This window comes from Rhodococcus sp. HM1 (assembly GCF_023218075.1).
In the GTDB taxonomy this organism is placed as follows: Bacteria; Actinomycetota; Actinomycetes; order Mycobacteriales; family Mycobacteriaceae; genus Rhodococcus.
Window position 1 is genome coordinate 81,403 of the sequence record NZ_JALPTB010000016.1, and the last position, 23,097, is coordinate 104,499.

The 23,097-nt window shown below is 65.8% G+C and carries 17 protein-coding genes and 2 pseudogenes; 14 read left to right on the forward strand and 5 right to left on the reverse strand.

All coding sequences use genetic code 11. From position 1 onward, the window contains the following. Nucleotides 1–7 precede the first annotated feature (7 nt). The 4 genes and pseudogenes from M1M07_RS11300 to M1M07_RS11315 all read left to right on the forward strand — a co-directional run. On the forward strand, nucleotides 8–2,692 hold the full coding sequence (locus tag M1M07_RS11300) for a helix-turn-helix transcriptional regulator (RefSeq protein ID WP_248674238.1): 2,685 nt from the start codon (nucleotides 8–10) through the stop codon (nucleotides 2,690–2,692). 10 nt (nucleotides 2,693–2,702) lie between these two features. After that, nucleotides 2,703–3,959 carry a benzoate/H(+) symporter BenE family transporter gene (locus M1M07_RS11305; RefSeq protein WP_248674225.1) on the forward strand — a complete coding sequence of 419 codons (1,257 nt, stop codon included), beginning with the start codon at nucleotides 2,703–2,705 and terminating at the stop codon, nucleotides 3,957–3,959. Between the two features lie 637 nt (nucleotides 3,960–4,596). Beyond that, a pseudogene (ltrA, locus tag M1M07_RS11310) lies at nucleotides 4,597–5,670 on the forward strand (group II intron reverse transcriptase/maturase); the annotation flags it as partial. A gap of 76 nt (nucleotides 5,671–5,746) precedes the next feature. Beyond that, nucleotides 5,747–5,926, forward strand: a pseudogene (locus M1M07_RS11315) (group II intron reverse transcriptase/maturase); the annotation flags it as partial. Between the two features lie 530 nt (nucleotides 5,927–6,456). On the opposite strand, the gene M1M07_RS33015 reads toward M1M07_RS11315, so the two are convergent. The 4 genes from M1M07_RS33015 to M1M07_RS11335 all read right to left on the reverse strand — a co-directional run bounded on the left by M1M07_RS33015 (nucleotide 6,457) and on the right by M1M07_RS11335 (nucleotide 11,229). Next, complete coding sequence (locus M1M07_RS33015; protein WP_248674226.1) at nucleotides 6,457–7,641, reverse strand: nitrate/nitrite transporter; 1,185 nt, start codon at nucleotides 7,639–7,641, stop codon at nucleotides 6,457–6,459. A 456-nt stretch (nucleotides 7,642–8,097) separates the two neighbouring features. Beyond that, complete coding sequence (locus M1M07_RS11325; protein ID WP_197256356.1) at nucleotides 8,098–8,892, reverse strand: IclR family transcriptional regulator C-terminal domain-containing protein; 795 nt, start codon at nucleotides 8,890–8,892, stop codon at nucleotides 8,098–8,100. Then, nucleotides 8,889–10,133 (reverse strand): nitrate/nitrite transporter, encoded by a 1,245-nt coding sequence (locus M1M07_RS11330; protein WP_248674227.1) that lies wholly within the window; start codon nucleotides 10,131–10,133, stop codon nucleotides 8,889–8,891. The genes M1M07_RS11325 and M1M07_RS11330 overlap by 4 nt, the downstream gene beginning before the upstream one ends. A 265-nt stretch (nucleotides 10,134–10,398) precedes the next feature. Then, on the reverse strand, nucleotides 10,399–11,229 hold the full coding sequence (locus M1M07_RS11335) for an IclR family transcriptional regulator C-terminal domain-containing protein (protein WP_197251152.1): 831 nt from the start codon (nucleotides 11,227–11,229) through the stop codon (nucleotides 10,399–10,401). Nucleotides 11,230–11,559: 330 nt separating this feature from the next. Here M1M07_RS11335 and M1M07_RS11340 point away from each other — a divergent pair, with 330 nt between their 5' ends. The 4 genes from M1M07_RS11340 to M1M07_RS11355 all read left to right on the forward strand — a co-directional run bounded on the left by M1M07_RS11340 (nucleotide 11,560) and on the right by M1M07_RS11355 (nucleotide 15,576). Beyond that, nucleotides 11,560–12,843, forward strand: a complete 1,284-nt coding sequence (locus M1M07_RS11340; protein ID WP_248674228.1) for an aromatic ring-hydroxylating dioxygenase subunit alpha — start codon at nucleotides 11,560–11,562, stop codon at nucleotides 12,841–12,843. A gap of 62 nt (nucleotides 12,844–12,905) precedes the next feature. After that, the gene (locus M1M07_RS11345; protein WP_248674229.1) at nucleotides 12,906–14,093 is read left to right on the forward strand and encodes a zinc-binding dehydrogenase; all 1,188 of its coding nucleotides are present in this window, start codon (nucleotides 12,906–12,908) and stop codon (nucleotides 14,091–14,093) included. Beyond that, complete coding sequence (locus M1M07_RS11350; protein ID WP_248674230.1) at nucleotides 14,090–14,596, forward strand: hypothetical protein; 507 nt, start codon at nucleotides 14,090–14,092, stop codon at nucleotides 14,594–14,596. Before M1M07_RS11345 ends, M1M07_RS11350 begins: the two co-directional genes overlap by 4 nt. A gap of 2 nt (nucleotides 14,597–14,598) precedes the next feature. Next, nucleotides 14,599–15,576 (forward strand): PDR/VanB family oxidoreductase, encoded by a 978-nt coding sequence (locus tag M1M07_RS11355; RefSeq protein ID WP_197251149.1) that lies wholly within the window; start codon nucleotides 14,599–14,601, stop codon nucleotides 15,574–15,576. A gap of 325 nt (nucleotides 15,577–15,901) precedes the next feature. On the opposite strand, the gene M1M07_RS11360 is transcribed toward M1M07_RS11355, so the two are convergent. After that, nucleotides 15,902–16,708, reverse strand: a complete 807-nt coding sequence (locus M1M07_RS11360; RefSeq protein ID WP_197251148.1) for an IclR family transcriptional regulator C-terminal domain-containing protein — start codon at nucleotides 16,706–16,708, stop codon at nucleotides 15,902–15,904. A gap of 92 nt (nucleotides 16,709–16,800) precedes the next feature. On the opposite strand from M1M07_RS11360, the gene M1M07_RS11365 reads away from it, so the two are divergent. The 6 genes from M1M07_RS11365 to M1M07_RS11390 all read left to right on the forward strand — a co-directional run bounded on the left by M1M07_RS11365 (nucleotide 16,801) and on the right by M1M07_RS11390 (nucleotide 22,889). Continuing rightward, nucleotides 16,801–18,066, forward strand: a complete 1,266-nt coding sequence (locus tag M1M07_RS11365) for an aromatic ring-hydroxylating dioxygenase subunit alpha (protein WP_197251147.1) — start codon at nucleotides 16,801–16,803, stop codon at nucleotides 18,064–18,066. Then, a complete protein-coding gene (locus M1M07_RS11370) occupies nucleotides 18,063–18,533 on the forward strand; it encodes an aromatic-ring-hydroxylating dioxygenase subunit beta (protein ID WP_197251146.1) in 471 nt (156 codons plus the stop codon). The genes M1M07_RS11365 and M1M07_RS11370 overlap by 4 nt, the downstream gene beginning before the upstream one ends. Continuing rightward, nucleotides 18,530–19,546 (forward strand): PdxA family protein, encoded by a 1,017-nt coding sequence (locus M1M07_RS11375; RefSeq protein WP_248674231.1) that lies wholly within the window; start codon nucleotides 18,530–18,532, stop codon nucleotides 19,544–19,546. Before M1M07_RS11370 ends, M1M07_RS11375 begins: the two co-directional genes overlap by 4 nt. Beyond that, nucleotides 19,543–20,553: a 2Fe-2S iron-sulfur cluster-binding protein gene (locus M1M07_RS11380; RefSeq protein WP_248674232.1), complete on the forward strand. Its 1,011-nt coding sequence runs from the start codon at nucleotides 19,543–19,545 to the stop codon at nucleotides 20,551–20,553. Before M1M07_RS11375 ends, M1M07_RS11380 begins: the two co-directional genes overlap by 4 nt. Nucleotides 20,554–20,607: 54 nt before the next feature. After that, nucleotides 20,608–21,987, forward strand: coding sequence for an MFS transporter (locus tag M1M07_RS11385; RefSeq protein ID WP_248674233.1), 1,380 nt, complete (start codon nucleotides 20,608–20,610; stop codon nucleotides 21,985–21,987). A 440-nt stretch (nucleotides 21,988–22,427) separates the two neighbouring features. Next, on the forward strand, nucleotides 22,428–22,889 hold the full coding sequence (locus tag M1M07_RS11390) for an Rrf2 family transcriptional regulator (RefSeq protein ID WP_248674234.1): 462 nt from the start codon (nucleotides 22,428–22,430) through the stop codon (nucleotides 22,887–22,889). Nucleotides 22,890–23,097: the final 208 nt, after the last annotated feature.

Genomic DNA, 23,097 nt, shown 5'->3' on the forward strand with positions numbered 1-23,097 from the left:
ATCTTCCATGCTGGTCGGACGTACCCGCGAGCTCGCAGAGCTCGAACGGATCCTCGACGAGGCGCGAACCGGTACCCCCGGGCTCGCCCTCGTCGAGGGTCCGCCCGGTATCGGAAAGACCACCCTGGTAAGAACTTTCGCCGAATCGCTGTCCGGCTGGACGGTTCTCGGTGCGACCTGCGCAGAGTGGGAGTCACACCGGGAGTGGTCCGTCGCCGAACAGCTGCTGCAGGCGCCGGTGACGGCGACGGAGCCCGTCGACGTCGCTCACGGGATCCTCGCCGGCCTGACCGGCCCCACGGTGATCGTCGTCGACGACGCGCATCGGTCCGATCCCGCGTCGCTGCAGGCGCTGTCGTCGTTGATCCGCCGCGCCCACGGGGACCCGCTGTGCATGATGTGGCTGGTCCCCGACGTCCTGCCCGAGACCGTCGATGAGGAGGTCGCCCGCATCCTCGACATGCATCGCAGCGTCACAGTCCACGTCGGCCCGCTCTCGCCCTCGGACATCGCCCAACTGGCTCTCACACGTGCCGGTGTCGATCTGTCCGCATGGACGGCGCGACGCCTGTACGAACACACCCTCGGAAGTCCCCTGCCGACCCTGCAGGTCATCGACGAGATGCCCCGATCACAGTGGCAGCACTGGCAGGACCGGTTCCCGGCGCCGAAGCAACATGCCGCGACGGTGCGCCGGAGGCTCGCCGGCTGTTCGGAAGAAACTCGCCTGCTCGTCGAATCGGCGGCGATCCTCGGTACCGACAGCTCCCTCGCGCATGCCGCGTCACTCGCCGAACTGGACGACCCGACGACCGCCCTCGACGACGCCCACACGGCCGGGTTGCTCACGATGCGGGAACAACGCGGTGTCGTCACGCTGTCGTTTCCGGACCCGATGACCCGAGCAGCCGTGGTCGACGGGCTCGGCCCGGCGCGACGGCAGGAACTGCACGCCCGGGCAGCGGAGATCGTCGACGACGAGGGCGCCTCCCTGCTCCATCTGGTGTCCGCCACTCACCGGTCCGATGCCGGCCTCGCCGACCGCCTCGATCGGTACGCGCAGGCGCGCGCGTCGGACGGAGCGTGGTCGGATGCGGCCGAGGCCCTCATCATCTCGAGCCGGATCACCCCGGACCGGGAGTTGCGGACCGAACGCCTGATCCGCGGAGTCGACGCACTCACCGGTGCCGCCGACCTCCCGCAGGCGCTGACGTTCGTCCCCGAAATCGAAAGCGCCCCTGGTGGTCCCATGCGTGACGCCGTGCTCGGGTACCTGGCCATCCAACGCGGGCGCGCCGCCGAAGCACACGAACTGCTCACCCGCGCCTGGACATCGATCGACGACACCGACGCGGATCCACAGCTCGCTGCGTTGATCTGCCAGCGCATGGTGCTGCACTCGCTGGCCGGGCTGCGCGGTGACGAACTCGTCGAGTGGGCCGACCGTGCCGCCGCACTGGTACCCCGGGCCACGCCGGCCGCCGTCGAATCCGCGGCCGTCCGCGGTCTCGGTCTCGCCATGACCGGTCGTGTCGACGAGGGAGTGGCGTCGTACGCGACCCTCTCCGACCACGTCGGATCGGGCGCCCAGAGCCAACGTTTCCGCATGGCCGAAGGCTGGCTGGCGCTGGCGCTCGACGACCCCGGCCGGGCGCGGGCGGAACTCGAATCGGCCGAACCGACCGCGTTCCGGGGAGGCTCGCTACGCATCTCGCTGTGGGCGCAGGCATGGCTGGCCCGCACCCAGTTCGCGCTCGGTGAGTGGGACGATGCGATCCGCACGGTCGATCGTGCGGCCGCCCAGCTCGACCGCACCGGACTGGATCTCCTTCGCCCCCTGGTGCACTGGACCGGCGCTCAGATCCATGCGCTGCGCGGGGACCGCGCCAGGGCGCGCGAACACCTGCTGCGAGGCCGCGCGGGCACCCACGACTACGCGATGATGCTGGCGCCGTCGGCGATCTCGGCAGCGCAGGTCTCCGAGATCGCAGCGGAATACGGCGACGTGCTGCGGCATCTCGAACCGCTTGCCGTCGTGCAGCACCGGCAGGGACTCGACGAACCGGGCTTCTGGCCGTGGCCGGACCTGTACGCCAACGCACTCGTCATGACCGGACGGGTGGACGAGGCCGACGTATTCCTCCGCCCCTTCGAGGAACGCGCCGCGGCACGCGGACACCGGTCCGCGATGGCGCGCGTCGGATACGTGCGCGGTCGAATCCAGGGCTCACGCGGCGACATCGACGCGGCACGTGACACTTTCGAGTCTGCTCTCGCGCAACTGGCGCCGCTGCCGTTGCCGTACGACCGCGCCCGGGTGAGCTACGCCTACGGGCAGACGATGCGCCGGGCGGGTCGACGCCGCGAGGCCGACGCGGTGATGCGCTCGGCCCGGGAACTGTATTCGACGCTCGGCGCGACCAGTTACGTCCAACGTTGCGATCGTGAACTCAAGGCGGGCGGCCTGAAGGCCGGCGAGGAGACCGCGGACCGTTCGGTCGACGCCGTCGCCCTCACCCCGCAGGAACAGGCGGTGGCGGCACTCGTCGCAGCCGGCCACACGAACAAGGAAGTGGCCGGCGAACTGTTCCTGTCCGTCAAGACCGTGCAGTATCACCTGACCCGGGTGTACGCGAAGTTCGGCATCCGTTCCCGGAGCGAACTCGCGGCCCGGTTCCGAGAACAGGAGTAGTTGTTTCAGAATGACCGCAGTCGACGAAGACGCCCGGACCGGCGCCGATACCGTCCTGTTCGAACGTCCCGCGCGACCACGCACCACTCTGCGTCGGCTCGGTCGCGACCTCGGGCCCGGATATGCAGCCAACGGCCTTGTCGGGCTGATCTTCTCGTGCACCGGACCGGTCGCGGTGATACTCGCCGCCGGCGCCGCCGGAGGACTGAGCGCACCGCAGCTCGCGTCGTGGATCTTCGGGGTGTTCGTACTCAACGGAATCCTCACCATCGCGATGAGCCTCGCGTACCGTCAGCCGCTCGGGTTCTTCTGGACCATCCCCGGCACGGTGGTGGTCGGCGAATCGCTCACGCACCTGAGCTGGCCCGAAGTGATCGGCGCGTACGTCGTCACATCCGCACTGATTCTGCTGCTGGGACTTTCGGGTCTCGTGCGGCGCGTGATGTCGGCGCTGCCCATGCCGATCGTGATGGCCATGGTGGCCGGGGTGTTCCTGAAGTTCGGGGTGGATCTCGTGCGGGCACTCGACGCCGACGTCGCGATCGCGGTGCCGATGGTCCTGGTGTTCCTGGCGCTCAGCGCAGTTCCGCCTCTCGGCAAGTGGATGCCGCCGATCCTGGGGGCGCTGCTCACGGGAGTGGTCGCGGTCGCGGTGTCCGGCCGGTTCGATCCGGTCGGCGACGATGCCGGGGTGTTCGCGTCACCCGTGTTCACCGCGCCGGTGTTCACCTGGACGGCGATCCTGGAACTCGTTGTTCCGCTCGCCATCACGGTGCTTGTCGTGCAGAACGGGCAGGGTGTCGCGGTGCTGCGCAGCGCCGGACATCACCCGCCGATCAACGTGGCGACGGTCGCGTGCGGGGTGTGGTCCTTCGCGGCAGCGGCGGTCGGCGCCGTGTCCACGTGCCTGACCGGCCCGACGAACGCGTTGCTGGTGTCCTCCGGCGAACGCAGCCGCCAGTACACGGCCGCCGTGACGTGCGGCGTACTGGCGATCGTGTTCGGCTCGTTCGCACCGCTGTTCGTACGGTGGATGACCGCGGCGCCCGTCGCATTCGTCGCCACGCTCGGTGGGCTGGCGATGCTGCGGGCACTGCAGGGCGCGTTCGTCGCCGGGTTCGGTCGCACCCACACGATGGGCGCGCTGGTCGCGTTCGTGGTCACCGCTTCGAATGTCGCGTTCTGGAACATCGGCGCCGCGTTCTGGGGTCTGGTCGCGGGCATCGCGGTGTCGTGGCTGCTCGAGCGCGGCGACTGGGCTCGGTAATCCTCGTCGCGATCGGCTGTCCGGCTTCGGGGCGGTCGGCGGATCTGTCGCACTTTCCGTTTGCGCCGTGAGGCGCTGTGATTCGAGTGGAGGTGAGAGACCTTCACCGCCGGGCTGTCGTAGCAGGTCGGTGGAGCTGAGGGCAGCCCGATCCGGGTGATGCCGGAGAGGGTGGGAGCAGCCCTGACAACGCCGGGACGTGGCCAGTACTGCCAGATGGTGCGGGTCCGGCAAGCGAGACGAAGAGGAGTACGCGAGGAACCAGCGTTCTTACGTCCCTCAATGCGCCACCTGCTCGAACCTGGCGGATCTGGGCAGGACGCGGTGCGCACCCACCGAGGTCGGTGGGGAACTCCTGGGTCGGTTTATGGAAGCCGGCCGGGAGGCCACGAGGAAAGTCTACGGCGTACTCGTGGCGATGCCGCAGGGACACAGTTGGGCTCACATGGCGAAGGGCGGCAGCGGTTTCGAGAAGGGCGGAGACTGTAATGCCGAAAGATGCGCCACCGAATGGTGACGCCGCGTCCGAGTCGGTCCCGATGGGATCATCTCGGCGGGTATCTTCAGATGCAGGCCAAGCTTCACCGCCCCCCCGGCGGCCGATCCGGGCCGCCGGTTCGACGACCTGTTCAACCTGGTGCACGACCCGGCGACGCTGATCGCGGCATTCGACCGGGTCGCGGGCAACCGCGGAGCGAAGACTCCCGGCGTCGACGGCAGGACCGTCGCCGATGTCGAGGAATACGTCGGAGTTCCGGGTTTCCTGAACGACCTACGTGCCAGCCTGAAGGATGGTTCGTTTCGGCCGTTGCCGGTGCGGGAGAGGATCATTCCCAAGCCGGGCGGGTCGGGGAAGGTGCGCCGTCTCGGGATTCCGACGGTGGCCGACCGGGTGGTTCAGGCCGCGCTCAAGTTGGTGCTGGAACCGATCTTCGAGGCGGACTTCGAGCCGGTCTCGTTCGGGTTCCGGCCCAACCGGCGGGCGCAGGACGCGATAGCCGAGATCCACTACTACGGCACCCGCGGCTACCGCTGGGTGCTGGATGCGGACATCGAGGCGTGCTTCGATCGGATCGAGCACGTCGCATTGATGGATCGTGTCCGGTTGCGGATCAAGGATAAGCGGGTCCTGGCACTGGTCAAGGCGTTCCTCAAGGCCGGGGTTCTCACCGAACTCGGCGACCAACGGGACACCACGACCGGCACGCCCCAGGGTGGCATCCTCTCGCCGCTGTTGGCCAACATCGCGTTGAGTGTGCTCGACGAGCACGTGATGGCGCCGTGGAAGCCGGGCGGCACGATGGCCACCGAGGGCAAGCGGGCATACCGTCGCCGCACAGGGTCACCGACGTGGCGGCTGGTCCGCTACGCCGATGACTTCGTCGTCCTCGTCCATGGGACCGAGGACGACACCGAGGCGATGCGTGAACAGGTAGGAGAGGTTCTCGCACCGATGGGTCTGCGGCTCTCGCCGGAGAAAACCCGCGTGCGACACCTCAGCGACGGGGTCGACTTCTTGGGATTCCACATCCGGTGGCGTCGCAAGCGAGGCTCGGACAAGTGGTACGTCTACACCTTCATCGGCGACCGGCCCATCCGGTCGCTGAAGACGAAAGTCCGTGCCCTGACCCATCGGCAGTCGCAGCTGAGTCTGGAGTACGTGATCGTGCGGCTCAACCAGATTCTGCGCGGCTGGTCCAACTACTTCAAGCATGCCGTGGCGAAAGACCGGTTCACCGCGCTGCAACACTATGTGTGGCAGCGGGTGATCGAAGATGCTGCAAACCCGGCATCGCTGGGGGTGGAACGACATTCGCCGCCGATACACCACCCGCACCGGGCGGTGGTTGCCTATCTCGGCGGCGGACGGGACCGTGTTGTTCGACATGGCCAGTGTGACGGTCTCTCGTTACCGATGGCGCGGACACACGATCCCGAACCGGTGGACGGCCCTGCAGACAGCTTGACGGCAGAGACCGTGGAGAGCCCGTTGCGTCGAGAGGCGCACGGCGGGTTCGGCGAGAGGTCCGGGAAACGGGGCGGGAGCAATCCCGTCACCGCGCCCCGGGCCTACTCAGCGAAGCTACTGCCACGCTTCACTGTTCGAGGTGGATGACACGATTTCGGAGCAGGTCGAGATTGGCTCGCCCGTACCGCGCCGCTCGACCATGATCTCGGCGAAGCCCGCGAACGTGCGGGTGAACGGTGGCGTAGGCCGTCGATGCTCGGGATGTCGCTTCGGTCCGGGCGGGACCGAAAGGTCCGGGTCTGTTGTTCGGGTGCGCTCGGTTCGCATTCGCGCTGTGTCACGAGAACGTGCGGTAATCCGCGCGGACGGAACGTTCAGGCAGGAAGTTCGAGAACGTCCTGGCTCAGGAGATCTGATGAGCAGACGATCACCGCGCCGGAGCAACCTGTACGGCCGACGACACGACGGTCTCCCTCAGGAGACCGTCGTGTCGTCGGTTGGGGTATCAGGGTGTGGTGGTGTCGGGAGTTACCGTTCCGGGGCGGCGACGCTGCTCTTTCCGCCGTTCTCGTCGACGAAGTACAGGATGACTGCGCCGATCATCGGTCCGACGGCCAGGGCCGCGAAGGCGGCCAGGAACGAGCCGGTGGCCGAGAAGACCGCGCCGATCGCGAGAGGGACAAGGGTGCTGGCGATCTGCCAGAAGGCGTTGGATGCGCCGGCAGCGGTACCGGTGACCTCGCTCGAAACCAGGCGGGGAATCATCGCAACGATCAGGGGCAGGTATCCGTAGCCGACCAGACCGAGGAGGGGGGCCGCGATGAGGAGTGCAGGGACGTTGTCGAGCGTGCCGAAGAAGATCAGGATGACGGCGAACAGCGCGAGAATGACGATCGCGGGCTTTCGGGCGCTGCCTATCCGATCGCCGAGCATTCCGGTAAGGGGTTTACTGACGACCGCCACGCCCGCGAAGATCGCCACGATGAGCCCGGCGGTGGTGCCGGAGACGCCATGTCCCTTGATGAGCAGGGCGTTGGACCAGGTGACGAATCCGTATGTGCCCCAGAACCCGCCGAACCCTGCGAGGGAGAGCAGCATGAGGTCACGGTTGGTGGTCAGGGTCTTCCAGGCGGAGGGGCGCTTGCCGTTTCCTGCGGTGGCGATGCTGTTGGTGACCGGTCCCGGTCGGATGATCACGTAACAGGCGATCGCCGTGACGATCGAGATGGCACCGAAAAGGTGGTAGGAGGCATGCCAGCTGTAGTGGTTGATCATCCACGGGACGACGGTGTTGGCGATGACGGTGCCGAGCGAGGTCGCGGAGGTGAACAGGCCCATGACTTTGCCGAGTTCCTTGGGCTGGAACCAGCTTGCCAGGAGTTTGATGCCTGCGGCGTAATCCGCGCCGGCGAAGAAACCGACGACCGCTTGCACGCCGATGCCGATCATCGCGGAGGTGGTCGATCCGAAGACCATCATGAACAGGCCTGCGCCGGCGAGTGAGACGGTTACCACCTCGCGGCCACCGAACCGGTCGGACAGCACCCCGGTGAGGGCGTTGGAGCAGACGTAGCCGATGTAGTAGGCGGTGGCGAACACGCCGAGGCTGGCCAGTGGCACGCCGAGATCCTCACCGACGAAGACCGATGCCGGACCCCAGGTGGAGCGATCGACGGAGGTCATGGTGAAGGCGAGCCAGCAGAGCACGAGCACTACCCACCGATATCGGTTACGTGCCTGTTGATCGGGTGATGTGGAAATCGTCTGCACGAGGTGGTTCCTGTCTGGTCTCGGCGCGATGGCCCGGTGTCGGGTTGTGTTGATGTAACCGGGGTTCGTCGGAGTGGATCGCTGCCGTCAGTTGAATAGGCGTTGGCGCAGTCGAGGTGTGGAAGGGGACTGTGAACTTCACGAGTGGGCACACCGCAGAAAAGCTCGGGGCGAATCACCCTTCGACCGGTCGAGCGCTACACCTGTTCTATCAAGGTGATCGCGTTCACACAATGGGTGCGTCCGTTTGTGGATCTATTGCACGCTATGCGGACGCAATCGCCGTATGGGGCAGCTACGGAACGTGGCGCGGACCGACTCGGGGACCGCCACCCCACACTTCGGTCGCGCGCCGTGCAGTGCGCCGTCCAGAGAACTACTGCGACTGCCTACACCGCCTCATATTGCCGCCAGCTCCTCACGGATCTGCTCGGCCGCATTCCGAAGGACGGTGAGAATCGATCCCCTCATATGGTCGAGCGACACCCGCGAGGACTGGGCGGAGACGTTGAGGGCCGCGACTGCGCGGCCGTCCGCGTCGCGAACGGGCACGGCGATCGAACGAACTCCCTCGCTGAGTTCCTGGTCTGCCAGCGACCATCCCTCGTTGCGCGCAGCGATGATCTTCTCGCGCAATTCGGCGGTGTCGATCGTGGTGGCCTCGGTGTAACTGTGGGTGTTCACGCTCGCCAGATAGGCGTCGAGTTCGGCGTCGGTACGGTCGGCCAGGAGCACGCGACCGGTGGCGACGGCATAGGCCGGCAGGCTCGTCCCGACCACTATCTCGACCGTGAGGACCCGATTGGCCTGGACCCGGTCGACGTAGAAGATCTTGTCGTGGTGCAGGACGGTGAGCGAGGCCGTCTCCTGAGTCTGTGCGGCCAGGCGTTCGAGGTGGGGCCGGACGATATCGGGAAGTCCGCTGCTCAGGACGTAGGCGTCACCGATCTCGAGTATCGCCGGGCGGGCGGCGTAGGCGGTGCCGTCGTAGGACAGATACCCCATGTACTCGAGCGTCAGCACGAAGCGGCGAGCCGCGGTGCGGGTTATGCCGGCAAGGCCCGCGACTTCGGTGACCGACAAGGGGCGGCGTTCTCGCCCGAACAGTTTGAGCACCTCGAGCCCCCGGCCGAGAGCTTGAACATGGTCGCGGTTCTGTTCCGGGGGTGTCGTGGTCGCTTCGTTCTCGCTCACAGGCTCAACCTATCTACTTCCTCCGATGCTGCCGACCGAGTGGGTACATGGGATCTGCGGATCCCCCACAGGCCGAGAGCGACACATACTGCGTACAGCGCCACCGCCGCCGTCCAACCGGTCGTGAATCCGCCGGTGTAGTCGGTCATCAACCCCATGAGCGCGGGCCCGCCGGCGAAGCCGAGGTACATCCCGACCGCGATGGCGCTCGAAGCGCGCCCCACGGTGCTGGTCCGAACCACGCGGAGCGCGCCGGCCATCAAGACCACGTTGGCCGCGAGCGCGGTCGCGCCGTGAACACCGACGCCGAGCCACAGGAGGGGAAGCCATCCCACAAGATCGGCGCCGAGCAGTGCGAGTGCGCCGAGCGTAGAGCCTGCCGCGAGGATCGACAGCAGGATGAACGGGCCTGCGTTCCCGGCAAGCGCGCGTCCCCAGCCGATCCGCGCGGTGACACCGATCAGGCCGGCAATCGCGGCGGTCAGCCCGGCCACGGTCAGGTTCAGTCCCATCTCGTCGTGCGCGAACAGCGGAAGGTAGACGTTGGTGGCCTGAAGGGCGGCGCCGGAGAACAGGGCGTAGGCGGCGAACAGCCAGACGGCCGGGGGCAGTGCTCGGTGCTCGGCACGGCCGGAGGAAGGTTCGGCGAATTCCGGGGCGCTCGCCGGCCGCTGAGAACGGCCACGAGACGGTGCGAAATGCCAGGCCGCGACAGCCGAGATGCCCGCGACGGCCGCGCCGACCCACAGTGGGCCTCGCCACCCCCAGGCAAGTGCCAGGGTGGGGCATCCGACTCCGGCGGCGAGTTGACTGGCTTGCACCCCCGACTGCTTCACTCCGATCCAGGGTGATCGTTTGGCCGACGGGGCGTGGTCACTGATCATGCGGTTGGTGACCGGGTTCGACAGCGCCTGTGCAGCCCCGGACAAGGCCATGGCTGCGAGTAACCACAGGTAGTTCGTCGACAGCGCCGCGACGACGAACGAGAGTCCGGCGCCCGCGAATATCGTGACGAGCAGGGCGCGAGCAGGGAAGCGATCACTGAATCGCCCCAAGGTCAGGGACAGGGCAGCCGCCATCAGGAAGCTGAGCGTGGCAAGCATCCCGAACTGCACCGCGGTGATGCCGAGCGAGTCGATGACCAGCGCACTCGTCGCGCTCAGCCCGTAGGTCAGCAGTGGGCCGATCGCCATGGCCGCAGTCAGGAGCGGCAGCAGTCCTCGGGAATCATGGTTGTTCACTACAGGCACTCCATCGACAGTCCTATTGCTGCGCGCCTTGCTGCGCGACGAGGAACACGGTCTCGAACCGTGGCGTCCGCATAGCGTTCAAGCAGCCAATCTTCGGACGCAAGTGTCGCACACCTGAAGGCGGCGCCTACCTGTGCCGCACTCCGGCGCATCGTGGGTCATCGGAGCGTGGCAACGGGTACAGGGCCGCCGCTGGGCAGATCAGGGGTGCTTCGACCGCCGGGCAGCCGTTCGTGCCCCGCAGTGGGGCGTGCGATCAGATATCGATTCCTGCGCGCAGTTCCAGGGAGATCCGACCGGCGGTTTCGAGGAGCGGGGGGAGGTAGCGCGGAACCAGGGTGCGCGCAGGTTCGTGTGTTTGGTACATCGACACGGTGAGTGCGCCGACGACACGGCCGGTTCGGGAGCGCAGCGGCACCGACAACGCTTGCACTCCGACGTCGAGAAGCTGATCGGCGAAGGCCCAGCCCTGACGGCGGATGATGTCCAACTCGCGCTCGAGTCGGCTGCGCTCGTCGTGAGCGGGCGCCGAGTGGGGATCCTGGGTACCGGTGAGATCGAGATGCCGGTCCAGTTCGGCTTCGGGAAGTGCGGCCAGCAGCACCCGCCCGGCCGCGGTCCGATGGGCGGGCAGTCGGCTACCCGACTTCAAGGACACCGACATGCCGGACGCGATGTCCACCCTGTTGACGTACCGGATGTCCGGGCCGTCGAGCACCGTGACGGATGCGGAGAGTCCCAGGTTTCGCGTAAGTGCTTCGAGGTGCGGCTGGCACACGTCGGCAAGGGTGAACCTCGACAGATTGGCGTAGCCCAGTTCGAGTACCTGCGGTGTCAGGGTGAACTTGCGGGCGGAAACCTCGATGTATCCGAGTTCGACGAGGGTGTGCAGGAATCGCCGCGCCGCCGAGCGGGGAAGTCGGCACCGTTCTGCTACCTCGGTCAGCGTGAGGTGGCGATGGTCGCGGTCGAAGGTGGTGAGTACCGCGATGGCGCGTTCGAGTGATTGGACCGCGTCCTTCGGGCGTGCCGGCCGCACGGGCGTCGACGACGGTACGGCATCCACCGCGCTCTTGGCTCGCGTCATCTGCTCCCTCTCCGGTGGCTGCACTCACCGAGTGCCTCATTGGATCCCACGACATTGGATCCCACGACCGCGAGTGTAGTGGAGTCCGATCTGCGCGCATATGCGCGTTCTTCCTGGACGCTTCGAGCTGGAGTGCGCGCTTTCGGGGGTGGCGGGCCCCGGCGCGGCTCGGAGGCCGAACACCGAGGACCAGGGGCTTTGGGCGAGAGATAAGGCCGCCCATGGTTGACGCTGCGAAGCGACGTGTGCCACAGTGCTTCCACCGATCAATTTCCGCGCAAGTGCGCGCTATTCGGACGCAATCAGCCGTTGAAAGTCGAAAGGACTGCCATGCTGACGCAAGACCAAAACACCCTGCTGGTGCAGACGGGCCCCGATACGCCGATGGGCCGGCTCTTTCGCCGATACTGGATCCCGGCGTTGCTGGCGGAGGAGCTGCCGGAACCGGACTGCGCCCCGGTCCGGGTCAAGTTGCTCGGCGAGCAACTGATCGCATTCCGCGACACCCAGGGCAGGCTCGGGCTGCTCGACGAGTTCTGCAGTCACCGCACCGCCTCGCTGTACTTCGGCCGCAACGAGGACTGCGGGCTGCGCTGCGCATACCACGGCTGGAAGTACGACGTCGAGGGCAACTGCGTCGACATGCCGTCCGAACCGGAGGACTCGAAGTTCAAGTCCCGAATCAAGCAGAAGGCGTACCCGTGTGTCGAGCGCGGCGGCGTGATCTGGACCTACATGGGTCCGCCCGAGCTGAAACCCGAACTCCCCGAACTCGAATGGGCCATGCTCGGCGACGGCCACCGATTCGTCTCGAAGCGACTGCAGGAGACGAACTACCTGCAGGCAATGGAGGGCGGGATCGACTCGAGTCACGTCTCGTTCGCCCACCGCTTCAACCTCGACGACGACCCGATGCACTCGGGAACCGAGGGCAACAAGTACCTCAAGGCCGACACCCGCCCCAAGTTCGAGGTCGCCGAGAGCAACGGCGGTCTGGTCATCGGTGCTCGCCGCAACGCCAGTGAAGAGGAGTACTACTGGCGGATCACCCAGTGGATCATGCCCTGGTACACCATCATTCCGCCGTTCGGCACCCACAATCCGCTCGGCGGGCATGCCTGGGTGCCCATCGACGACGAGACGTGCTGGGCGTGGAGCATCAACTACCACCCCACCCGGGAACTGCGCGAGGACGAAGTCGCGTCGATGCGCAACGGAGACGGAATCCACGCCAAGTACATCCCCGGGACCTACCGGACGCTGGCGAACAAGGACAACGACTATCTGATGGACCGCGAGGCCCAGAAGCAGAAGAAGACGTTCTCCGGCATCGAGGGCATTGCCGCCCAGGACTTTTCCCTGCAGGAATCGATGGGCGCGATCTGCGATCGCACCAAGGAACGGCTCGGAACCTCCGACGCCGGCATCATCTTGGCCCGGCGCCGACTGCTCGCCGCCCTCGAGGAGCTCGAAGCGGAGACCCTGCCCGGCCTGAATCCCGAACATCAGCGTGTGCGGTCGACCTCGGTCCTGCTGCCGAAAGCAACGCCCTTCCAGGAGGGTGCCGAGGATGCGCTTCGCATGGTCGAGGGCGAAGACTTCGTCTCCATCTGACCACTCCGGCAACGAGATTCAACGAGATTCAACGAGATACAACGAGATACAAGGAGTCCGTCGTGACCAACAGCGCCGACATCGACATCACCCCGACGCGCTCGGTAGCCGGCCCGCCGAAGATGGTCCGCGCCGCGGTGTCGATGCCCGACACGACGACGACCGTCCGCTACCTCGACACCGATGCAGCGGTCGGTGCGGTGGGCTGGCTCGAAGTCGAATCCTCCGCGGTGTGCGGCACCGATGTCGGTCTCTACCGGGCCGGACTGGACTCACCCACAGTGCTCGGCCATCACGTCGTCGGGACCGTCGTCTCGGTGGACGAGACCCGGTCGGCCGCGTGGGACGTGCGGCCCGGCGACCGGGTCGCGTTGGAGGAATACCTGCCGTGCATGCAGGAGGACTGCCCGGCGTGCCGCATCGGGGACTACCGCCTGTGCCCTCACACCGATCTGTTCGTGGGCAAGCGGAGAGTGGGTCTGGTCCCGGCGGACGACGGGTCCGGCCTGCACGGCGGCAACGCCGAATACATGCAGCTCAGCGCGAACAGTCTCGTGTACCGCCTACCGGCGCATCTCGACGCGGATCTCGCGGCGTGGACGCAGCCCTTCGCCAACGCGCTGGACTGGACGGTCGACGCGGGCGGCGCCCGGGAGGGCTCCACCGTCGTCATCATCGGCCCCGGCTACCACGGCATCTCCGCGGTAGCCGCGGCCCGGGCCGTCGGCGCCGCCCGCATCGTCGTGATCGGGGTGCCGGAGTCGGCCGGCCGCCTGGAGATCGCCGAATCGCTCGGTGCGGTGCCGGTGATCAACGACAATGACAGCCTTCCCGAGCTGATCATGCGGGCAACCGGCGGCGACGGAGCCGATGTACTCCTCGACACCGTCGGACTCGGCGGAGAGGCCGTTGCGGCCGCCGCCCGCGTGCTGCGCAAGCGGGGCCGGTTGGTCATCGGCGGACTGGGCTCGACGCCGGTCTGCGAACTCGATCTCAAATCCCTGGTGCGCGGCGCCAACACCATCGTCGGTGTCCGTGGCCGTTCTCCCGAGGCAGTCACGCGCAGCATCGAACTTCTCGCCGGCGGGCGATCCGGCTTGGAGATCGTGCCCTCCGTCGACGTCGGCCTCGACGAGGTCGACGACATGTTGGGGCGGATGGCCACCGGACAGGGGCCGGTGAGTCCCCACGTGGTGATCCGACCACAGTTGCGCCGCCCGAACAATCAGAAACGAGGAACGCTGTCATGAGCGAGACGACACCCCGCCGGCTGTCCTACGTAGCACGAATACTGCTGGTGCCCTTGGGAAAGTCCGGTGACGACATGGTCGAGCAGATGGCTCGGGCCGGGTTGACCGATGTCGACGTCGTCACCGCGCACTCGCCCACCGAGGCAGCCGTGCGCGACATCAACGCCGAGACCACGACGGTACGTCGTATCGACGAGTTGGTCACCGAATCGGACATGGTCATTCTCATCGGCTCGGTACTACCCCAGGTCCCCATAGGCTTCGCCACCACGATGGCCGAAGCGGCCCGCGAGTCGGGCAACCTGCTCGCCGGTGTCCTGATCGACCAACAGGACTGGGACAGTCCACAAGGCGCCGAAGCGATGGCGGTACTGCGGATGGAACTCGACATGCTGGTGTCCATCACGCAGGTCTCCCTCGCCACCGCCTTCGTCGACGTTCTCAAAGGGGGATACCGCACCCCGGGTGCATACGCGCCAGCTCTCTCGACCCCAAGGATCTGAAAATGACACAAGAGACCAGCCGCCTGTTGGTCCGGCAACAACGACTCGAATCCGACGGCGTGTTGTCACTGACCCTCGAGCACCCGGACGGGGCCGCCCTCGCCGAATGGGAGCCCGGAGCACACATCGACATCGTGCTGCCTTCCGGGACCGTCCGGCAGTACAGCCTGTGTGGTGACCCCGAGGACAAGACTGCCTACCGGATCGCCGTCCTGAGAGAAGACGAGGGACGCGGTGGGTCGAAGGAGATCCACGACAGTGTCCGCGTGGGGGACCTCCTCGCGGTGCGTGGCCCCCGCAACCACTTCGCCCTCGAGCCCGCCTCTCACTACCTCCTGATCGCCGGGGGAATCGGGATCACTCCCATTCTCGCGATGGCGCGACAATTGGCGCGGGAGAACGCCAACTGGTCCGCACTCTACGGTGGCCGTAGCCGCGCCACTATGGCATTCGTGGAGGAGATTTGGAGTCTCGGCGAGGTGAACGTCTGTCCTGCAGACGAATTCGGTAACCTCGACCTGGCAGCCGCCCTGGCCCACGTTCCGGCCGGCACCGCCGTGTATTGCTGCGGTCCCGAAGGGCTACTGCAGGCGGTGAAGTCGGTGTGCGGTCCGGTACTCGGTGACGAAGCGATTCATTTCGAGCGGTTCGGTGCTCCCGCCGCGGGGACCGACCGTGCTGCGGATTCCGAAGCATCGGAAGGACAGTCGTCCGACGAATTCGAGGTCGAACTGCGCCGTACCGGTTGCACGTTGAAGGTGCCCGCCGACCGCACCCTCCTCGAAGTCGTCCTCGAAGCGAACCCGGACATCCTGTACTCCTGTGAGGACGGCTTCTGCGGATCCTGCGAAACGCGCGTGCTCGACGGAATTCCCGAACACCACGATTCGATCCTCTCTCCAGCAGACCGGGAGAAAGGCGAGACGATGATGATCTGCGTCGGACGCTCCCGCACGCCCACACTGGTACTCGACGCCTGACGTTCCACGATGTTGCGAGGAGCCGGGTGTCCGCTGTTCCCGTGGTTTCGAATCAGGGGACGGGACACCCGCACTCGCATTTCAGCGGGTGGAATGGAATCTGCGGCGGGCAGAAGTGTCGACAGTGTGATCGGCAGCCGCACCACCACCGGAAACGTCGGAGATCGAACTGCCTCCGACCGTTCATGTTTCGAGCGCCGAAATCATCCACCGTTCGAACGCCGTCAACAGGACCCAATTCGTTGGGGTGCGTGCACTACGGTGATCGGGGTTCGCGCTCGCGGAGCGCGCGCAGTGCTGCCCGGGTGCGCTGCGAGGGTGGATCTCACAGGAGCCGGCCGAGCCTTTCGGCGTATTCGTTCAGTACGGGCACGGCTGTGTCTTGGAGGTCGTGGAGGGTGGTTCTGGCGGTGGACGCACTGACACTCATTGCCGCCACGGTCTCGCCCCGGGCAGTCCGGACAGGTACGGCTATCGACAGCATGCCGAGTTCGATTTCTTCGTCGGTGTAGGCCGCGCCGCTCTCCCTCGCCGTCAGGATTCGTTCCCTGATGGCCTCGATATCGGTCAGCGTCCGGGGTGTGCGCGGCCGGGGGTCGCACTTTCGGAGGTAGTCGTCCAGTTGGGTGTCGGCAAGTCCTGCCAGTAGTACTCGACCGGTTGCCGAGTTGTGGGCGGGTAGTTTGGCGCCGACACGGACTCCGGTCGAGACGATCCGTGTGGCCTCGGCGCGGGCGACGAACAGGGACCATCCGTCTTCGAGAACTGCGAGCGATACCGACTCGTCCAACGCATCGCGGGCCTCGGTCAATTGCGGCTGGGCAAGTTGCGGCAGGGGCGCGGTGTCCAGATAGGCGCCGCTGAGCCGAAGCATTCTGGGTGTGGGCCGGAAGTTCCCGTTGTCGTGGGTCAGGTAACCGAGCTCGACGAGGGTGAGCAGGCAGCGCCGCGCCGCGGCGCGGGAGGTATTCGTCCGCTGAGCGGCCTCGGTGACGGTCAGTTGGGGGTGGCGGATGTCGAAGGCTTCGATGACTGCCAGTCCCTTCGCCAGTCCGGCCATTCCTTCGGGGGCGCGGGTAGCACCCTTGACACTTCCTTCGTTGTCCGGCTTAATTGTTCGAGAATTGCTCATTGGTTCGTTATACGAACAAGGACGGGGCTTGTCAAGCCCCGGCGAGCGAATTCTCTGATGTCCCGACTGGTTGTCCAGACTGAGGAGAAATTATGGAAAGCAGCGTTGTCGACGCAGGCCGCGATACCCCGGTGGAGTGGACCGACGACCTCACCCGGGTGCCGTATCGGGTGTTCCAGGACCAGGACGTCTACGCCGCCGAGCAGACCAAGTTGTTTCAGGGCCCGTATTGGAGCTACCTGTGCCTGGAGGCGGAGGTGGCCGGCCCGGGAGACTACTGCTCGACCTTCGTCGGTGAGACACCGGTCATCGTGGCACGTGACCGCGACGGTGAGCTCTACGGTTTCGAGAACCGCTGTGCCCATCGCGGTGCCCTGCTGGCCCTGGAAAACCGCGGAAACACGAAGGACTTCACATGCGTCTACCACGCGTGGAGCTACAACCTTCAGGGCGATCTGACCGGTGTCGCGTTCAAGGATGGGATCAAAGGCAAAGGGGGAATGCCTGATTCGTTCTGCATGGAGGAACACGGACCGCGCAAGATGCGCATCGCCGTCCTCCACGGTCTGGTCTTCGGGAGTTTCTCCGACGACGTGCCGGACATCGAGGATTATCTCGGCGACGAGATCACGAGTCGGATCGCCCGGGTCCTCGGTGGGCGCACGCCCGAGATCATCGGACGCTTCACCCAGGTCCTTCCCAACAACTGGAAGCTGTACGTGGAGAACGTCAAGGACTCCTACCACGCCAGCATCCTGCACCTGTTCTTCACGACCTTCGAACTCAACCGCCTGTCGCAGCGCGGCGGGATCATCGTCGACGAGAGCGGCGGCCACCACGTCAGTTACTCGGCGATCGACCGAGACGCCGAGAAGGACGTCGCGTACGCGGATCAGAACATCCGGTCCGAAAGTGCCTACAAACTGGCCGATCCGACGTTGCTCGAGGGGTTCAGCGAGGTCGGCGACGATACGACGCTGCAGATCCTCTCCGTCTTCCCGGGTTTCGTGTTGCAACAGATCCAGAACTCCGTGGCTGTGCGCCAGATCCTGCCGACCGGGGTCGAGCGAACCCGACTGAACTGGACGTACCTCGGCTTCGAAGAAGACACGCCCGAGCAGCGGGAGATCCGCCTCAAGCAGTCCAACCTCGTGGGCCCCGCAGGCTACATCTCGATGGAGGACGGCTGCGTAGGAGGCTTTGTGCAGCGCGGAATCGCAGGTGCGGCGAGCCAGTCGGCGGTGCTCGAAATGGGAGGAAGTCTGGCCGAATCCAGCGAGAGCCGTGTCACCGAGGCATCGGTACGCGGCTTCTGGAAGGCATACCGGACCGCGATGAACCGACAGGAAGAGGCATGAGCATGAACGACTTCCAGCGAATCGGCCGCGTACAGGCCGACTATTCCCGCTGCATCGACGAGGGGCCGCTCGAGCGGTGGCCGGACTTCTTCGTCGAGAACTGCATGTACCGGATTACCACCGCACAGAACTACAGCGAAGGCCTGCCTGCAGGACTGGTGTGGGCCAACACTCGCCGGATGCTCGTGGACCGCGTGTCGGCACTGCGCGAGGCCAACATCTACGAACGACACACATACCGTCATATCTTGGGCCAGCCCTTGGTCCTGGACGAGAACGGTGACGGTATCCATGCCGAAACCAGCTTCCTGGTGGTGCGGGTGATGCGTGACGGCGAATCCGACATCTTCACCAGCGGACGGTATGTCGACCGGTACGTGGAGGTGGACGGCCAGTTGAAGATTGCCGAACGAGTCGTGGTGTGCGACAGCACCAACATCGATACCCTGCTGGCGCTGCCACTATGAGTGGGTCCCCGCCGCGGGTCCTGCTCACGATCGGCGATCCGAACGGAATCGGCCCCGAACTCGCGGTGAAAGCCGTCGTGGCAGCACAGGAACATCCCGCATTCAATCCGGTTCTGGTGGGCGATCGGCATGTCGTCGAACCGCTCGCCCGCCAGGCCGGCATGACGGTCCGCGAGACAGTCGACGGCCACCGCGCACCCATCGCCGATGTGGTCGACGTGCTCCCCGTCGACTCGCTGCCGGCCGGCGCTTTCGCCCCGGGCCGGGTGAGCGCAGAAGCCGGGCAAGCAACCGTGGCGTACCTCGAACGGGCGGTGCGCTGCCTGCAGGGCGGCGGAGCCCGTGGCATCGTCGCGTGCCCGCACTCGGAAACCGCGATCAATGCCGCCGGTATCTCCTTCGCCGGATATCCGCGTCTGCTGGCCGAACTCGTCGGCGCACGATCCGACGAAGTGTTCCTGATGCTCGTCGGCGCCGGTCTGCGCATCGTGCACGCAACATTGCACGAATCGTTGAAGGATGCGCTCGGGCGCCTCACACCGGAGCTCGTGCACAGGGCGGCACACGCTCTGGTGCGGGCCCTTCAGGAACAGGGCATCCCGTCCCCGCGTATCGGAGTGTTCGGTATCAATCCGCATGCCGGAGAAGGGGGTCTGTTCGGCGACGAGGATCTGCGGGTGACAGCGCCTGCGGTGGAGCGGCTGCGCGCCGCAGGGATCGATGCCTCGGGACCGGTCGGGGCCGACCTCATGCTCGGAGATACCGGCTTCGACGCGTTCGTCGCCATGTACCACGATCAGGGTCATATTCCCGTCAAACTCCTTGCGGGACGCAGTGCGGCCGCGATGACGATCGGCGCCGGAGTGCGGTTCTCCAGCGTTGGGCACGGGGCCGGATTCGACATCGCCGGCATGGGAACAGCCGATGCGGACGCCGTTGTCGCGGCCGTGCGGCTGGTCGGCGCCACCGCCACCCGCCTCCAATCACACGTAACCGCAGGAGTCACGTCATGACCTACCAGGTAACCGTCACGGGATCGGACATCACCTTTCCGTGTGAACCCGACGAAAGTGTGCTCGATGCGGCGGAACGCGCGGGATACGCGATCCCGTACTCGTGCCGTAAAGGCGTGTGTTCGAGTTGTGAAGGTGCGCTCGATGCCGGCAGTCTCGAGGTGCACGGCTGTGGGACGGCTCAAGGCCCCCGGAGCGGAGTGCTGTTCTGTCAGGCGCAGCCCATCACGGACGTCGTCATCACACCCAAGCGGATCACCGAACGAGACAGGGTGGTACGTAAGCAATTCACCGCGAAGGTTCATCGAATCACCCGTCCGACGCCCGATGTCGCTGTCGTGCAGCTGCGTCTCCCCACCGGGGTGCGTGCGAAATTCGCCGCCGGGCAGTACCTCAAGGTTTTTCTCGACGACGGGGACAGCCGGAACTATTCGATGGCGAATCCGCCGCACGAGAACGACGGAGTGCAACTGCACATTCGTCAGGTGCAGGGCGGACGATTCTCCGAGGAGGTGCTCGGCACGCTCGAGAAGGGAGCCAGGCTGACGATCGAGCTGCCCTACGGCGAGTTCTCGCTGAACCCCGACTCGTACAGGCCCGTCATCTTCGTCGCCAGCGGCACCGGCTTCGCCCCGGTGAAGTCGATCATCGAGGACCACCTCAAACGTGGGGGAGAACGGTCGCTGCATCTCTATTGGGGCGCACGCCGACAGGCGGACATCTACCTTCCCGAGTTGCCCGAGAAATGGGCCTCGGCTTCGGATCGGGTCTCCTTCACTCCCGTCCTGTCCGATCCCGCCGAGGACTGGACCGGACGCACCGGGCTTGTTCATCGAGCCGTGCTCGAGGACTACGCCAACCTCAGCAGCCACGAGGTCTACGCATGCGGAAGTCCCGCAATGACCTCGGCGGCACGCGAGGATTTTGTCCACGAGGCCGGTCTGGCGCCGGACAACTTCTATTGCGACGCCTTCGTACCGTCGGGCGAGCCCGTTGTCACCGCGTGATCCGCTACCACGACCACATCCGGAAACCCCGGTATCAGACACTGTGAGGCACTCATGTCCATCGCACCATCGCGCGTGACACTGCCGGATTTCATCGATTCGCGGCCGGTGAGTCGATACCAGTACATCGTGATCGCCCTGTGTGGGTTGGTCATGTTCATCGACGGCTTCGATACCCAGAGCATCAGCTACATGGCGCCCCACATCGCCGAGGAGTGGGGCCTGTCGAAACAGGTGCTCGGGCCCATCTTCTCCGCGGCCCTCGCCGGTCTCATGGTCGGCTATCTGGCGCTCTCGCCGTTGTCCGAGCGGTTCGGCCACCGCCGGATGATCCTCACGAGCACAGTCATTTTCGCGCTCGGCACGTTGGCTGCGGCCTGGTCGCAGAACGTCACCGAACTGATGGCGTTGCGCTTCATCACCGGAATGGGGCTCGGTGCTGCCGCGCCGAGCGCCATCGCACTGACGGGCGAATACAGCCCCAAGCGCCTTCGAGCGACCTTCGTCCTGGCGATCTACTGCGGTTTCTCCCTCGGATTCGTCGCCGCAGGGCTGGTCTCCGGTTGGCTGATCCCGATCTTCGGCTGGCGGTCGGTGCTCGTCGTCGGCGCAGTAGCACCGCTCCTGCTGCTCCCGGCGTTGCTGCGCTTCCTGCCGGACTCGCTCACCTCGATGATCCAACAAGGTGCCGAGCCCAACAGGATCAAGGCGATCCTCCGCAGGATGGATCCCGGCCTCGCCGCCGCCCCCGACATCACCTACGAGGCCGAGAAGCAGGCCGACGAACAGCGCACTGCACTGAGGAACCTGTTCACCCGTGACCGGGTCCTGGGAACCCTGCTGCTGTGGTTGGTCTTCGTCATCAATCTCGGGGAGTTCTACGCGCTGCAGAGCTGGCTACCGTCGATCATGACGAGCCTGGAGTACGACATGGGTACGGTGGTCACCGCGACCACCCTCACGACTGTCGGCGGCATCGCTGCCGCATTTGTCACCGGACCCTGCATGGACCGACTCGGTGCGTATCTCACCCTCGGAACGGTCTACATCGTCGGATTCGCATTCGTCGCCCTGACCGGTCTCGCCTTGAGTGCACCGCTGTGGGTCCTTCTGACAGCCAACTTCTTTGCGGGTGTGTGCATCAGCGGTGGGCAGAAGAGCCTCATCGCGCTGTCCGCGGTCTTCTATCCGACATCGATGCGTTCCACCGGAGTCGGATGGGCACTGGGTGTGGGCCGCATCGGCGGAATCGTCGGGCCGATCGCGGTCGGAGCGGCCCTCGGGATGGGATGGTCCGCCAGCGCAGTCTTCTACGCGATGTCGGTTCCCATGCTCGTAGCCGGCGGCGCGGTACTGCTCCTCGGCCGATGGGTCCGCAACGACAAACACCCCGACCGCACGTCGGCCGAAAGTCACTCGCTGGCCCACAAGTAGTACGAGTCGGCGACACGCCGAGGAGTCGGAACCAGGGCTGCTCCGCCATCGGATGTCCGCGTACACCCTCACGTGAGAGTGCGGGTACAACCCGCCCCGGCAAGGGCCGCCTCCGATTCGTCCACCGCCAGGTCGACGAACTCGAAGGGCGGCCCTTGCCCGTGGTTCTCGTTGGAGATCGCGAATGGCAGGAACTCGCGAATTCGTCGGGTGGCAGCAGGCGTCGTGGCTGCGCTGCCGATCGCATGCCACTGCGTGGAGTTTGCAGGCATACGAACGGATACACGAAGACGGTGTCGGCGGACGAGCATCTGCAGGGATCGCGCTCCGGCGCCGGGGTGAGCACGATGTGTCGCATTTCGGGCACTGCGCCTCGTTGCGGTGAGGGCGGGTGTGGATCCGGATCAGTGCCGATCCGACCTCGGGCGTCCTATGCGATAGTGTCCCTGGACGTGCGCATCTCTGCTCGGGCCGACTATGCGATCAGGGCGGTTGTCGAATTGGCGGATGCCGGCGACCGGCCGGTCAGCTCGGAGGCGATCGCCACTCGGCAGGACATCCCCAGGCCGTTTCTCATCAAGATCCTCTCCGAGTTGAGGCAGGCAGGGCTGATCATGAGTGTGCGCGGCTCGGAGGGCGGTCACCTCCTCGCGCGCGCGCCCGAGGAGATCACGATCGCGGATGTTCTCGAAGCCATCGACGGCCCGCTCGCCGATATTCACGGCACCAATCCGGCCGATTCCACCTATCTGGGGGCTGCACAGGCTTTGAGCACCGTGTGGATCGCACTCGAGGCGAACATACAAGCAGTTCTCGGCGCGGTATCCCTCGCCGATGTCGTGCGAGGCGAGATTCCTGATCAGGTGACTGCTGTGGCCAAGGGCTTCACGAGCACGATCTGACCTACCTGGAGGTCGAGCCAGGCCAAACTGTCCTCCGGCAATTTCAGATCGGCTGCCTGACCATCGCCCAGCATGAGCAAGACCCGAGTTGGCTCACGTTTTCGGGATGATTGACGGCTCACGTCTGTGACCTGCTGGTTCTCGTCGGGATCGGTCTGATTTCACGCACTAACGGCGCTGGTTCTAGGCTCGGCGAGTGGTGTTTGTC

Bases quoted from the DNA above. Each gene is read 5' to 3' on its own strand.
- M1M07_RS11375 (WP_248674231.1), top strand. From the start codon at position 18,530: ATGAGTGGGTCCCCGCCGCGGGTCCTGCTCACGATCGGCGATCCGAAC.
- M1M07_RS11365 (WP_197251147.1), top strand. From the start codon at position 16,801: ATGGAAAGCAGCGTTGTCGACGCAGGCCGCGATACCCCGGTGGAGTGG.
- M1M07_RS11385 (WP_248674233.1), top strand. From the start codon at position 20,608: ATGTCCATCGCACCATCGCGCGTGACACTGCCGGATTTCATCGATTCG.
- M1M07_RS11380 (WP_248674232.1), top strand. From the start codon at position 19,543: ATGACCTACCAGGTAACCGTCACGGGATCGGACATCACCTTTCCGTGT.
- M1M07_RS11350 (WP_248674230.1), top strand. From the start codon at position 14,090: ATGAGCGAGACGACACCCCGCCGGCTGTCCTACGTAGCACGAATACTG.
- M1M07_RS11370 (WP_197251146.1), top strand. From the start codon at position 18,063: ATGAGCATGAACGACTTCCAGCGAATCGGCCGCGTACAGGCCGACTAT.
- M1M07_RS11300 (WP_248674238.1), top strand. From the start codon at position 8: ATGCTGGTCGGACGTACCCGCGAGCTCGCAGAGCTCGAACGGATCCTC.
- M1M07_RS11355 (WP_197251149.1), top strand. From the start codon at position 14,599: ATGACACAAGAGACCAGCCGCCTGTTGGTCCGGCAACAACGACTCGAA.
- M1M07_RS11340 (WP_248674228.1), top strand. From the start codon at position 11,560: ATGCTGACGCAAGACCAAAACACCCTGCTGGTGCAGACGGGCCCCGAT.
- M1M07_RS11305 (WP_248674225.1), top strand. From the start codon at position 2,703: ATGACCGCAGTCGACGAAGACGCCCGGACCGGCGCCGATACCGTCCTG.
- M1M07_RS11360 (WP_197251148.1), bottom strand. From the start codon at position 16,708: ATGAGCAATTCTCGAACAATTAAGCCGGACAACGAAGGAAGTGTCAAG.
- M1M07_RS11335 (WP_197251152.1), bottom strand. From the start codon at position 11,229: ATGACGCGAGCCAAGAGCGCGGTGGATGCCGTACCGTCGTCGACGCCC.